This window comes from Streptomyces europaeiscabiei, assembly GCF_001550375.1.
Classification (GTDB): Bacteria; Actinomycetota; Actinomycetes; order Streptomycetales; family Streptomycetaceae; genus Streptomyces; species Streptomyces europaeiscabiei.
The window spans coordinates 1-13818 of record NZ_LRTR01000079.1 but is presented as its reverse complement, the minus strand read 5'-3'; the positions used below and the strand labels follow the sequence as shown (position 1 = coordinate 13818).

Here is a 13818-nt window from a genome sequence, read left to right as displayed (position 1 = left end):
TCGCGCGCACCGGCGGCCGGCTGACCCTGGCCGTCCCGCTGCGCCACGGGCCCGAGGGTGCGGCGGTCCATCTGCCCGGCGTCGGGCGGCTGTTGCTGCGCGGCGACAGCAGCGACCGGCGGTCCGGAACGCTCACCGTGACGGCCGAGGACAGCGCGCTCACCGTCGAAGGGCGCACCCTGGGCCGGGAGCGGCCACCCGACGGCATGACCTGGCAGCCGCTGCGGCACCTGTCCACGGACGGTCCGGAAGTGGCCCTGGACGACCTGGACCCCGCCCGTGACTGCTACGGATACAAGCCTCTGCCCCGGCTGCCCGAGGCCGAATTCCGACGCTGGGAAGCGATGTTCGCAGAAGCCTGGCAGTTGATCCGAACCGAGTACCCCGACTACGCCCAGGGGATCGCCGCCGGCCTGACCGCAGTGACCCCGCTCGCCCCCGCGCCGTCCGGCGACGACGTCAGCGCCACCTCCCGCCACGCCTTCGGGGCCGTCGGCATCGCGCTGCCCCGCTCGGCCGAGGACCTGGCCCTGCTGCTCATCCACGAGTACCAGCACGTCAAACTGGGCGCGATGCTCGACATGTTCGACCTGCTCGACGGCCTCGACGACCGCCGCCACCACGTGCTGTGGCGGCCCGACCCCAGGCCGCTCGACGCCATCGTCCAGGGCGCGTACGCCCACCTCGCGGTCGCCGATGTGTGGCGGATCAGGGTCCGCCGCGGTGCGGCCGGTGTCGGCACCGCACTGTACGAACGCTCCCGCGTGGAGGCGGACACATGGCGTACGGCGGTGCTGGACGCCCTCGACACCGTGGCCGGAACCGGCTCCTTGACCGCCCTGGGGCACCGCTTCGTGCGCGGGCTTCGGGGCGAGGCCGAAGCGCTGGGCGGAGTGGCCGAAACCGGCCCGATCGCGGTGTAATGGTGGGCCAACTCCCATTGTCCGCACCGGTGTCCGATGCAACTTGCTCTGGCCCGACCCCTGGCACCCGCAGTGGTTTTCGCGTTCCAATGGATCCCGGAGAAGATCCAGCTGCGATGTTCGGGGCCTGGGAGGGGCCCGCGGTGGGCTACGGGGGAGGGGAAAGGCGAGTCCATGGTTCAGGCGGCTTCTCGGGCGACCCGGTCGACGGTTTCCTCCGATCCGTATGTGTTCTTCATGAGTTATGCCCGGACGCCGTCGGTGCGGGGCATGAAGGACCCGTCTGATGTGGCGCTGGAGCACTTCCACGCCCAGTTATGCAGCGCCATCATGCAGTTGACGGATCACGACGGCGTGGATTCGCCCGGTTTCCTCGACAAGGGAATGGAACCCGGAGACGACTGGGAGAGCAGACTCAAACATGCTCTTGCCACCTGCCGGGTCTTCGTTCCGATCTACAACAGGCGGTACTTCGGAAGAGAATGGTGCGGAAAGGAATGGGACGCCTTCGCGCGGCGTCAGCAACTCCGTACCAGGCCGTATACGGGCAACGCGATCATCCCCGTTCTCTGGGTGGGGGAGCAGCATGTGACTCTGCCGACCGTGGCGGGCAAGGTGCAGTACGCCCACCCCGATCTGGGTAAGGATTACCTGCAGTCCGGCCTCTACGGACTGAAGCAGGCGGGCCGCCATCCCACGTACCGCAGCTATGTGTGGGCGCTCGCCGAGATGATCGTCAAAGTAGCTCAGCAGACCAGCCTTGAACCGTGTGACGTGGAGCTGTTCAGCGACCTCCGAAACGTCTTCGAGGGGGAATAGCAGGATGCCGATGTTCTACATGAGCTATGCGCGGGTTCCTGCTCCCCGGCACCGGGACATCTCGCTGGATCCCAATCGCCTGGTTTTCCAGTTCTTCGACGAACTGTGCGGGAAAGTGGCGCAGCACGCGAGAGTGTCGCGGGAGGAGGCCGGTTTCGTCGAGCGCCCCGGGGCGCCGGGGGAGAAGTCGATCAAGGCGCTCCTCGGCTGCCAGGTCTTCGTCCCGCTGTACTCGAAGCGGTACTTCAGCAATCCGCAGTGCGGGCGCCAGTGGACCGCCGTCACCCAGGGGAGCACCCAGGGGGGTCCGCCGAGCATCGTCCCGGTGCTGTGGACGCCCTGTCCGCCCACCTCACTCCCGAAGAAGGTCAAGGAGCAGTACCCCGAAGTGCCGGACGGCATAGGTGAGGCTGGCGACAACTACGCCTCCATGGGGCTGCATCGGCTGCTCGACCAGTTGCTCGATCTGACCGAAGGGCCGGACCCGGAGGGCGAAGGCGCGGCGGACAAGGTCGCCGCCCAGGCCCAGGTCGCCCAGGTGACCGACTGGCTCGCCCAGCGCATCGTCGATCAGGCGGCCACGGTGCCCAGGCGCTCCCGGAGCTTCCCCAGCGGGGGACGCGCGGCCGAACCGACGACACTGGCCGGGCTGGACGACGCCTTCGCCGACCCGCCCTTCGCCTCCCCGCTGCACATCACCGTGCTCGCCCCGACCGAGGAACAGTTACCGGTCGGTCGTGACAACACACGCTACGGACCCCGTGTCGACGACTGGCGGCCCTACGGCCAGGCGGTGGGACCGCTGGTCGAGCAGATGGAGGCCCTGGCCCGCAACCTCGGCTTCGAGCCCACCGTGCATCCCTTCCACAAGCACCAGGCGGAACTGAGGAGCGCGGAGATCCCGACGGCTCCCTGGATTCTGGTGGTGGACCCCTGGGCCCTGGAGAATACCCAAATGGCCAGCCAGGCAAGGGAGTTCGACAGAGCCCGGCAACCGTGGACGGCGGTGCTGAGTACCCTGGCGGGGGACGATCTGCAGACAAAGGAGCAGTCCGATCGACTGCGCGGACTGCTGCTGACGCACTTTCCCCGCTTCCTCAGCGAGGGACGGGCGGGAGAGCAGGACGCGGTACGCGGTCTGGCCGGGGCGGATGTCTTCACCCGCTGGTTCAGCGAGCTGGCCGAGGCAACCAAGATCCGGTATCTACGGTACATTCATTCACAATTGTCCCGGAGCGGCGCTGAAGCCCGGGATGTTCCGGAATCCGGTGCGGACCTGCCCCGACGGCCCGACGCCGGCAGGGACAACGGGGCACCGAGCGACGGACGTCGCGTGGAGGGCAGGTCATGACCGGCGACGACGCGGGCAGGATCATCACGTTCTACTCGTACAAGGGCGGTACGGGACGGACGATGGCGCTCGCCAACACGGCCTGGATCCTGGCCTCCGCGGGCAAGGCCGTCCTGGTCGTCGACTGGGACCTCGATGCTCCGGGCCTGGACCGCTTCCTGCACCCCTTCCTCAGCGAGAGCCAGCTGCGCTCCACGCCCGGGGTGCTCGAACTGGTCAGCCGTTCCACCCAGTCCATGCTCCAGTCCACCACCATGGCGGAGCAGAAGCGCCAGGGCGAACCGGATGCCGAATCGTCGCTCTCGGTCGACATGTGGGCGGCTGACGGCATCCCCCTCAACAGCTGTCTCATCCAGGTCGACTGGGACTTCCCCGAGGGGGGCCAGCTCTACTACCTCCCGGCCGGTACGAAGGACAAGGGCTATCTGTCGGCGTTCTCGCAGTTCGACTGGAAGCCCTTCATGGACGGGCCGCTGGCCACCAGGTTCCTGGAGGCGCTCAAGCGTGAGTTCGTCGGGAACTTCGACTACGTCCTCATCGACAGCCGCACCGGACTCAACGACATCTCCGACATCTGCACCGTCAACCTGCCGCACACGCTGGTCACTTGCTTCACCCCGAGCAGCCAGAGCATCGAGGGCGCGGCCGGCGTGGCCGAGCGCATCGACGGGATGTACGGCAACCGGGACATCCGGATCCTGCCCGTCCCCATGCGGGTCGAGAACGCCGAGGCCGATCGGCTGGACGCGGCCCGAGGGCAGATCCAGTACCGCTTCGACCGGATCGTGCGCAAGCACATCGCTCACCAGGACCCGGAGGACTACTGGGGGCGCGTGGAGATCCCCTACCGGCCCATCTACTCCTACGAGGAGACGCTGGCCCCCTTCCGCGAACAGCCAGGAGACCCCAAGAGCCTGCTCGCCGCCTACGAGAGACTCACCGAAGTCATCACGGAGGGCCAGGTCGACTCGATGCCGCGCATCGACGAGCCGCTGCGCCGCAAGACCCTGGAGCGGTACACCCGGCACCGCCCCCCGCGCATCTCCGATGTGTACGTCAGCTTCGTCCCACAGGACCGAAGTTGGGCCCATTGGGCGAGCGCGGTCCTGGAGCAGGCCGGTTTCAAGGTGCACCTGGCGCAGGAGGGGACGGTCGAGAGCACGCTGCGGAGGGACGAGATCGAACGCGGCGTCGAGTCGGCCTCGCACACCCTGGTCATCTTCTCCGAGGCCTATCTGCGCTCGTCCCGTTTCCGCACGACCTGGGAGGCGGTCTATGCGGAGGGCGACCGGCGCGCCCACCAGCTGGTCTCGATGCAGGTCGACCGCAAGCTGTCGTTGGAGGCGCCCTTCACGGAGCAACTCGCCGACATGACGCGGTGCGAGACCGGAGAAGCGGGTCGCGAGGCGTTGCTGAACAGCTTCGGCCGCTCGGCCGAGTCGCTGACACACAACCACTTCACCGGCGCCGAGCAGAAGTTGCCCCGCTTTCCGGCGGAGTGGCCGCCGATCTTCTCGGTCCCGTTGCGTACCTCGTCCTTCACCGGCCGCACTGAACTGCTGGAGGGCATCCGGGGGAAGCTGTGGAGGGAGGACACCAGAGCCCTCGTCCTCAAGGGTATGGGCGGGGTGGGAAAGACGCTGCTGGCCCAGGAGTTCGCGTACCGCTACAGAAGTGACTACGACGTCATCTGGCACATCCAGGCCGAGCAGCGGATTCTGGCGGTCGAGCGGTACGCGGGCATGGCCGAGTCACTGGGTCTGCCGGAGCGGACGAATCCAACGGACACGGCCAAGACGGTGTACGAGGCGCTCAACCACGGTGATCCGTACGGCAGGTGGCTGCTCATCCTGGACAACGTCACGGAGGCCGATCACCTTCCTGAGTTCATGATGGACGGCCGGGGCGGACACGTGCTGATCACCAGTCAGCGCTCCGAGGGCTGGGGACGGTTCGTGGACACCGTCGACGTCCCCGTGTTCGAACGGGACGAGAGCATCGCCCATCTGCACAGCCGCCTGCCCGACTGCGGCTGGCCGGAGGCCGACCAGATCGCGGAGGCGCTGGGCGACCTGCCGATCGCCATCGAGCGGGCCGCTGCCTACATCGAGCAGGCCAGGGTCAAAGTCCGTGACTACATCAAGCAGCTCCAGCCCCAGGCCACCGGAGCCCCGGCGGACAACACGGTCGGGGAAGTCGTCAAGTCCAGTACCAACACCTGGGAGTTCGCCCTCGGACAGCTCAAGGAGAACTTCCCGCCGGCGGTGAAGCTCCTGCAGATCTGCTCGTACTACAGTCCCGAGCCGATCTCCATGGACCTGCTGGAAGGCGTCGAGGTCTCCCGGGCCCTGGGCGGGGCCCGTACGGTCTCCCGCGCCTACAAGGAGCTGAGTCGCTTCTCGCTGGTCACGGTGGACCGGAAGGCCCGCAGCCTGACGGTGCACCGGATGATGCAGATCGCCATGCGGGAGGAGATGACCGAGGCCGAGCGCGAGGACGCCCGTGAGGTGGTCTATCGCTCGCTGATCGCCGCCAGGCCCAACGGGGACGACCCCGAGAACCCCAACACCTGGGAGAAGTACCGCATCATCTGGCCGCACCTCGGTACACCCTGGGCCGAGACGTCGTCGGACGAGGGCATCAGGGAACTCTTCGTGGACCGGGTACGCCAGCTGCGCCGCAGGGGCGAGCTGACCCAGGCCATGGACTACAGCGTGCGACGGGTGGATGCGTGGACCGCACAGGGCTCGCCGGACGAACGCTGGACGCTCCACATGCGCTTCCAGATCGCCAACATCCTGCGGGCCCAGGGAAGATACGAGGAGTCGCTCTCGCTGGACCAGGAGATCCTGGAGCGACAGCTCGCCGTGCTCGACGACGAGGACGACCAGCACATCCTCATGACCACCAGTAGCATCGCGGCCGACCTGCGCGGTCTGGGCCGGCTGACGGAAGCTCTGCGGTACGACGAGGAGACGTACCAGAGATACGAGCTGATCTACGGGGAGGACCACGCCCGCACCCTCAGCGCGGCCAACAACCTCGCCGTCGCCCTCAGACTCTCCGGCGACTACTACAAGGCTCGCGAGCTGGACCGCAGGACACTGGAACTGCGTGAGGCGATCCAGCTCCACGACCATCCTCTGACCATCGAGTCGGCGGTCAATCTGGGCCGCGACCTGCGTGACTGCGGGGACTACGAGGAGTCCGTCACCCTGCTGAAGCGCGCCTACGAACGCTGTCTGCGCAACCCGCGCCTCACCCAGGGCTCGCCGACGGTGCTCAACACGGCCAAGGGTCTGGCCGGTTCACTGCGGCGGGCGGGCCAACCGGTGGAGGCCGAGGAGCTCGTGCGCCATGTGCTGAGGAGCATGCCCGAAGGAGAGAAGGGGTCGTCCTCGGAACGATCGCTGCTGGAGATGAGCCTGGCGGGCGACATGGCTGCCCAGGGCCGCGTCGATGATTCGCTGAGCCTGATCCGCAGGGTTCTGGACGACCTCAGGGACAACCTGGGAGACGGGCACTCCCAGGCGGTGGCCTGCTCGGTCAACTACGCGGTCCTGTTGCTCGACGACATGGCCTCCATTCGTCCGGAAACGGCGACCAGGGCGTGGGAGTTGCTGCTCCGGGCCCGGACGACGTTCTGTGAACTCAACGGCGACCACCATCCCTATGTGCTCATCTGCCGCGCGAACCTCGCCGTCGCGGAGGCGGCGCTCGGCAAGTGGGAGGAGGCCCGGCAGACCAGCCACGACGCCTACGAACTGCTCAAGGAGGTTCTGGGACCCACGCATCCGTCGACGCTGACCTGCGCCGGGAACCTGGCCGTCGTCCTGAGCCACCTGGGCCGGGCCGACGAGGCACGCACCAAGCACCATGACACTCTGACCGCGCTGGGCAAGCGTATCGGCCGGGAGCATCCCCGCGTGGTGGCCCTCCAGGAGTGGAAACTCAGCTGTCTCGACCTGGAGCCGCACCCGATCTAGGAGTCACGAGCCCGCGTGCGCGGCCGGTGCCGGTATCGGCAGCGGCCGCAGGCACTGCGGGGAGTATCAGCGCCCGGCGGTGTCCCGAGCCCAGGCGAGCACCTGGGGCAGGGCGGGCAGCGCCGCGAAGTGGGCCGCGGACGGCTGCAGTACGGCCTTGGCCGCGGGGATCTTCTTGGCCAGGTAGTGGAAATGGGCTACGGGGGCGAAGACGTCGTGCTCGCCGTGCCAGAGCATCACGGGCACGGAGCCGTCGATGGCCGCGAGATCGAACCCCCAGTCCGAGCGGAACGCGACCAGGTCGTCGACCCAGCCCATCGGGGCACGCGGATCGACCGTGGCTCCCTCGCCCTCCTCGGCCCGGCCCACCGCCGACAGATAGTTCCTGAGGAGATGCTGGCGGATTCCGGCGTCCTCCACGATCACCCGGTCCACGCTCGGCATCTCCTGGCGGAGGGACGCGAGGAACACGGTGGGATCGCGCCGGATGGTCTCGGCGTTACGGGCCAGCAGCGCACCCAGCTCGGTCACATCGGGGGCATGGCGGTCGAGCAGGTCATAGGTCGACACATTGGACTCGGACATCTCCTTGTGCCAGTCCAGTCCGTCGTGCTCGGCCTCCCGCGGGGCGAGCGAGACCAGCGCGGCGACGCTCGCCACCTGGCTGCCGATGTTCCGGGCCGCGCAGGCCAGGGCGTGCGGTGCGCCGCCCGATCTGCCGACCACGGAGTACTTCTTGAGATCGAGATCCTCGGCGATGGCACCGACGTCCTCGGCGGCGTCGGCCACCGTGCGTTTCTCATGGCGGTCGGAGTCGCCGTACCCCGGTCGGTCGTAGGCGATGAGCCGCACGCCGAGCTTGTGGAGGTCGAAGGTGCGCAGTCGGGGCCCGAGTCGGCTTCCGGGAGTTCCGTGCAGCAGAAACACCGGGTGTGCGTCCGGATCGCCCCAGGTCTCGTAGGCGATCGTCCGTCCGCCGGACGGCGTCTTCACTGTCTTGACCACCCGATGCCCTCCCGTGCCAGCGGCTGTGGAGTGAAGCGCGGGACCTCCCAGCATTACGCATGGGAAGCCCCGCTCCTAGTAGCTGCTCAGCCGTTCTGGCTTCATGTGGCAAGAATTGGGTAAATGTGGGCCGCTCGGCTGTTCACGCCCCAAGGTAGTGCACCAAGGCACGGGTCGCCGGATGAGGGTGGAATTCGTGGTGACCGAGTGAGTCATGGGGTATGCCACCTCATCGCGCTTCCGACAACCGTTCCGCACCTTCGTGATGCCCGGCACCTGGGCGAAAACACATCCACCCGTTCGGAGCAGGACGGACGCTGACGTTCCGGAAAGTGGCGCGTGTCACGCCTCTCCCGCCGGTTCGGGGCGGTGCACACCACGCGGCCGATAGCCCAGGAGGTCGGAGCGGCCCAGCAGATCGGCCAGCAGCCAGACGATGGCCATCCACATCTCCGTCCCCTGCAACCCTGGTTCGGGGCCCGGCCCCGCCAAACCCGGTCCGAATCCGAACCCTCTTCCGTCCTTCCAGCGGGTCAGGACTGAATTGAGTCGCTGTTCGGCCCAACTGCGGATCTCGGCCGACCGGTAGCCGTCACCGCTTCCGCCCCCGCCGCTCAACTGGCGGGTGCACAGCCACAAGGGATGGGCGACGTCCAGTACGTTGCAGGCGTTCTCCCGGCCCGCACCGAAGTAGCGGGTGTCGCGGGCGTGGTCCAGGACCGCGTCCACGACCCGTTCCGGACGGGGGACGGGTACCCCGTACTGCGCGAAGGAACCCCGAGTGAGCCGGTAGTAGCCGTTCACCACCTGGAGGCGGCCGGTGGTGGTCGAGGGGCTGCCCCACATGCCGGTCCAGGGGTCGGCCCGGGTGAGCAGCCAGCCGAAGAGGGCTTCGAGAGTGCCTGGGGTGAGGCCGGCGGTGCCGGGGTGGCGGAGGTTCCAGTGGGCGGCCGTGGACCAGGCGTCGACCCACGCGCCCGCGTTCCAAGCGTGGTCCCGCCAGGGCAACCCGTCCAGGCGTGCGATGAGTTGACTGGCCGTCATATTACTGACGCCGCGTATCGGCTGGGGGAGTGGCGCGCCCAGCAGTTCCAGCGCGTAGCCCACGGACAGGACGTGGTACAGCGCCGGGCCCTCGCCGATGAAGCCGTCGGTCTCCACGGAAGGCGGTCGGTTGTCGAGTTCGGGTATCAGGCCGGTTTCCCGGTCCTGGAGTGACGCCAGGCGCTCGATGTGTTCCGCACTGTCCAACTGCTCGGGGACCGAGGCCAGCAGGAGGTCGGCGATCTCCACGGCGTCGCAGTGCGCTCGCACGGTGGGTGTGGTGCCGGGGCGGTCGGTGTAGCGGTCGCCGTTCCAGCAGCGGGCGAGGATGTCGGCGGCCTGGGCGCGGGCGGTGTCGGCGAACCGGGTCAGGACGTCACCGGCGACCCGGCTCCCTGCCTTCCGCCCCTCGGCCTCCGCGCCTGCCTGTAGCTCGCCTTCCGCTTGTCCCCGATCCCCCGTCTCCCTCCGGTCCCGAATCCGCCGTGCTGGATTCCCCGCCGCCACCGACCACGCCGGTACGTCCTTCGTCACCACCGCCCCGGCGCCGATCACGCAGTGGTCGCCGATCGTGACGCCGTCGACGACGACCACGTGGGAACCGATCCAGACGTCGTCGCCGACGGTGATGCCCCGGCTGGTCTGGGGTTGTCGGAAGACCGGCTGGTCGGGAGCCATCGAGTGGTTGAAGCCGAGGAGCGAGGTGTGGGCGCCGATGCGTACGCCGCTGCCCAGAAAGACCGTGCCGCGGGCCACGGTGAACGGGTTCAGCGTGCAGTCCGTGCCGGTGGTCAGGGTGCCGGTGACGTAGGCGTGGGCGGCGATGTACGAGTCGTCGCCGAGGCGGAGGAAGGCGGGGAAGACTGCCGCCGAGTCGGCCACGTAGCAGCGCTCGCCCACCTTGCTGTCCCCGCCGAGGGACCGCTGCCGTTCCCACTGCGCGGCTCGTCGTTCCTCCGTCGCCTCCTTCTCGAACAGCCAGGGGCAGTGATCGAAGCGGTCGGAATCCCGGGAGGGGCCGGAGTGGCGGGAAGGGGCGAAGGGTTCTGTGGGGGGCTGCTGTCGGCGATCCATGCAGCGCACGCTAGGCAGACGTGCGCCGGGTGCGGAAGTGGGCCCTTACGTGCGGTGTGGGCGTACTGAGCCGGGTGGGTGCCGGAGGGCTGCGCAACCGGGGATCCCATCTGGGACGTGGGGTCAGGGGGCGCCGGTGATGAAGCCGTCCCTGACCTTGTCGAAGATGGGGCGGTAGGTGTCCCAATCGATGTCCGGGGCCGAGAGGTAGATGTCGTACTCGCGTTCGCCTTCCCGGCCGTAGCCGAGGTCGATGGCGCGGAAGGCGCGGGCCCGTCCCTGGAAGGTGAACTCCCACACCGCGGCCGGCTGCCCACGGAAGGTGGTCTTCTGCATGCGGAGCTTCCGGTAGGAGGTGGGGTAGTTGACCTTCGTGTTCGCTTCGATGTCCTTGAAGTGGGCCATGGGGTGCGAGCCGGCGGGGTCCACGACGCCGATCGTGAGTCCGACCAGCCCTGTCTCGTCGGTGTAGGTGACCGACTCGGCCGTCCGCTTGCCGGCCTTCCAGCCGTCCGGGACGGGGAAGGAGATGTCGAGGGCCTCGTCCGTGACCAGGTGGAAGCCGTCGGGGAGGGGGGAGGGGGAGTAGGAAGGGGCGGCGGAGGTTCCGCTGCCCGGTGAGGCGGTCTCCCCGTCGGGGTCCGACGTCACGTAGAGCGCGACCCCGACGACCAGGGCGGCCACGGTCACGGCGACCGCGACCGGCACGAGGATCCGGCTCTTCTTTCGGCCCTGACGGGACGGTTGGCCGCCTTCGGGGCCCGCGCCTGCCGGGGAACCGGGGAAGCCATCTCGGCCGTTGTGGGGGCCCGTCCCCGGGAGCGTCACCCGGCCCGTGTGCCGGCCACTTGGCGCCCACCCGTCGGACGAGCCCGCGGTGGACGAGACCTCGACCGACAAGCCCCCATCTACCGCATTCCGGTTGACCGTGTCCCCGTCGACCGGCCTTCCGGCCCCCGGCATCGGCAACGCGGTCGTCGCCTCTCCCGACACCACGGCCCGCAGTGCCCGTTCCGTCTGTTCGGTGGTGGGGCGGTCGGCGGGGTCCTTGGCGAGGAGGGCCTCGATGAGGGGTTCCAGGGCGCCGCCCCGCTTCAGGGGCTCCAGGGGGTCCACGGCGATGGCGTACGCGGCCTCCATCGCGGTCAGGCGGCGGAACGGCGGGCGGCCCTCGACCGCCTGGTAGAGGGTCGCGCCCAGGGCCCACAGGTCGGACGCGGGGCCGGGCTTCTGGCCGCGGATCCGCTCCGGGGCCATGTAGTGGATGGAGCCGACCATCTCACCGGTCTTGGTCAGGGTCGAGGCGTCCGCGGTCATCGCGATGCCGAAGTCGGTCAGGACGACCCGGCCCTCGGCACCGAGCAGGACGTTGCCGGGCTTGACGTCGCGGTGCAGTACGCCGGCGGTGTGCGCGGCGCGCAGCGCGGCGACCATGCCCAGACCGATCCGGGCCGCCTCCTCGGGCGGGAGGGTCCGGCCGTCCGTGAGGACATCGGCGAGCGTGGGCGCCGGGACGTACTCCATGACGATGCAGGGCCGGCCGTCACCGGTGCCGCCCTCGTGGCCGCCCCGAACACCGTCCACGTGGCCGTCCGCACGGCCGTCACGGTCGTCGACGACGTCATGGACGACGATCACGTTCGGGTGCGCGATCCGGGCCGCGCTGCGCGCCTCGCGGCGTGTGCGCTCGTACAGGGTCACGAGGTCGTCGGGGGACAGATGCGGCTGCACATGCAGCCGCTTCACCGCGACCTGACGGTCGAGGACCTCGTCCCCGGCCCGCCACACCGTGCCCATGCCGCCGCGGCCTATCTGCTCCGTGAGCCGGTAGCGCCCGGCGACGAGCCGCCCTACGTCCGACACCACGTGCCCTCCGCCAGCCCTGCGTACGTTCGATTCGCCCCGTCACAATAACCGGCCCCGGGTGAGGGGCAGGGAGGAGGCCGGTCCGGGGACGTGCGGTGAGCGGCGGAGCGCCGTACCGGGGCACCCGCCCGGTCGGGAAGTGGGCAGTCGGCGGAGCCACCGTGCGCGTACCGGTGACCCGGGCGGGCCGGACCGTCGGGCGACCTGCTGATGGACACGCCGGTGCGACCACTGGATCGCCGGTGCGGCCGCCGGACCCGCTGGGTGCGGCAGCCGGACCCACCGGCGCAACCGCGTCGCCGAGGCGCATCACGGCAGGAGGGAGTCAGGGACTGTGCGCCTCAGGACGGTCCGCCGGTGACGGAAGAGGCCGATGATGTTCGTATGACCGCCACATCGTTCAACCCGCGTGCCCTGCTGGCGATGAGCCGGCTCGGTGTCCTCGCCACCCTCAGGTCGGACGGCCGCCCCCAGCTGTCGCCCGTCATGCCCGCCTACGACGACGAGGCCGGAGTCATCCGTATCTCCACCACCGAGGCGACCGCCAAGACCGCCAACCTGCGCCGGGACCCGCGCGCCGCGCTGGAGGTGACCAGCTCCGACGGCAGGTCCTGGGCCACCGCCGAGGGCCCGGTCCACCTCACCGGACCGGGCACCGACCCCCAGGGCCCGGAGGTCCAGGCCCTGGTGGACTACTACCGCGCCGCCGCCGGGGAGCACCCGGACTGGGACGAGTACCGCTCGGTGATGGTCTCCGAGCGCCGGGTCCTCATCACTCTCACGGTCGACCACGTGTACGGCGCCGCGATCGGCTGACGGCGACCGGCCAGCGGTGGGGCGTAAGCGGTTGTCCGGCGTACCGTCGTGACTGTGGACTCCACGGCTGACGGTCTCGTGTCCCGAGTCGCGCGTGAGCTCGCCCCCAGGGCGGGCGAGCTGATCGCCGAGGTGGAACAGTGCCTGCGCCGCGAGATGCCCGAACTGTGGGAGCACCCCGACGCCAGGGTCTCGGCGAGCGTTGCCGAGCACGTCGTCGCGGTGCTGTCCGCCCTCCGGCACGGCGTCGACCCGGGCGGCATCGAGGTACCGGCCAGCGAGGTGGAGCGCGTCCGCCGCGTCGCCCGGCACGGTATCCCCGTCAGCGCGGTGCTGCGGGCCTTCCGGCTCGCCCAGGGCATCCTCCTCGACCGCCTGCTCGAAGAGATGGCCCGGCGCACCGACGACGCGGCCCTGATCAGCGAGGCCACGCGCAGCCTGATCGCCACGGCGACCGGGTACGTGGACCGCACCTCCGAGCAGGGTGTCGTGGCGTACGAGGAGGAGCGGGAGCGGCGGCTGCGGTGGCGGCTGTCGATGGTGAACGAGGCGAGCATGCGCATCGGCACCACCCTCGACATCGCCCGCACCACCCAGGAACTGGCCGACTTCGCCACCGAGCACTTCGCCGATCTCGTCACCGTCGACCTGCTCGACTCCGCGCTGAACGCCCACGACACCCCGGCGGACGACCCGCCCGCGTCACCCGTACTCCGCCGGGTCGCCCAGCGATCGGCCGCCCACCCCGACCGGGCGCCCGCCCGTCGGCAACGCCACACCTTCCCGCCCGGTTCACCTCCTGCCCGCGCCCTGACGACGGGCCAGCCGACCAGGCACCGCCTCGACGGCGGCCGCCGGGGGCGCCCCGAGGCGTCGGATCCCGCGACCGGTGGATGTGCCGGGAAGGGCGGCCGGGACGCGAGCACCACCGGCG

At 69.5% G+C, this 13818-nt stretch carries 9 protein-coding genes; 6 read left to right on the top strand and 3 right to left on the bottom strand.

Features of this window, described 5'->3' with window-relative positions; genetic code table 11:
* From AWZ10_RS03390 to fxsT, 4 genes are all read left to right on the top strand, one after another.
* On the top strand, positions 1-923 hold a 923-nt coding region (locus tag AWZ10_RS03390; RefSeq protein ID WP_244172378.1), incomplete at its 5' end, for an HEXXH motif domain-containing protein.
* Positions 924-1097: 174 nt separating this feature from the next.
* Positions 1098-1742 (top strand): TIR-like protein FxsC, encoded by a 645-nt coding sequence (locus tag AWZ10_RS03385; protein WP_046706796.1) that lies wholly within the window; start codon positions 1098-1100, stop codon positions 1740-1742.
* Between the two features lie 4 nt (positions 1743-1746).
* Complete coding sequence (fsxC, locus tag AWZ10_RS03380) at positions 1747-3093, top strand: FxsC protein (RefSeq protein WP_046706795.1); 1347 nt, start codon at positions 1747-1749, stop codon at positions 3091-3093.
* A complete protein-coding gene (gene fxsT / locus AWZ10_RS03375) occupies positions 3090-7079 on the top strand; it encodes an FxSxx-COOH system tetratricopeptide repeat protein (protein WP_046706794.1) in 3990 nt (1329 codons plus the stop codon). The genes fsxC and fxsT overlap by 4 nt, the downstream gene beginning before the upstream one ends.
* A gap of 66 nt (positions 7080-7145) precedes the next feature.
* On the opposite strand, the gene AWZ10_RS03370 is transcribed toward fxsT, so the two are convergent.
* The 3 genes from AWZ10_RS03370 to AWZ10_RS03360 form a co-directional block, all read right to left on the bottom strand.
* Positions 7146-8084 carry an alpha/beta fold hydrolase gene (locus AWZ10_RS03370; protein WP_046706793.1) on the bottom strand — a complete coding sequence of 313 codons (939 nt, stop codon included), beginning with the start codon at positions 8082-8084 and terminating at the stop codon, positions 7146-7148.
* A gap of 342 nt (positions 8085-8426) precedes the next feature.
* Positions 8427-10202: an acyltransferase gene (locus tag AWZ10_RS03365; protein ID WP_060890393.1), complete on the bottom strand. Its 1776-nt coding sequence runs from the start codon at positions 10200-10202 to the stop codon at positions 8427-8429.
* A 123-nt stretch (positions 10203-10325) separates the two neighbouring features.
* Positions 10326-12068: a serine/threonine-protein kinase gene (locus AWZ10_RS03360; protein WP_060890392.1), complete on the bottom strand. Its 1743-nt coding sequence runs from the start codon at positions 12066-12068 to the stop codon at positions 10326-10328.
* Between the two features lie 384 nt (positions 12069-12452).
* On the opposite strand from AWZ10_RS03360, the gene AWZ10_RS03355 reads away from it, so the two are divergent.
* Together AWZ10_RS03355 and AWZ10_RS03350 are read left to right on the top strand one after the other, a co-directional pair.
* Positions 12453-12884, top strand: coding sequence for a PPOX class F420-dependent oxidoreductase (locus AWZ10_RS03355; RefSeq protein ID WP_060890391.1), 432 nt, complete (start codon positions 12453-12455; stop codon positions 12882-12884).
* Between the two features lie 54 nt (positions 12885-12938).
* A partial coding sequence (locus AWZ10_RS03350) for an RsbRD N-terminal domain-containing protein (RefSeq protein ID WP_482258089.1) occupies positions 12939-13818 on the top strand: 880 nt, incomplete at its 3' end.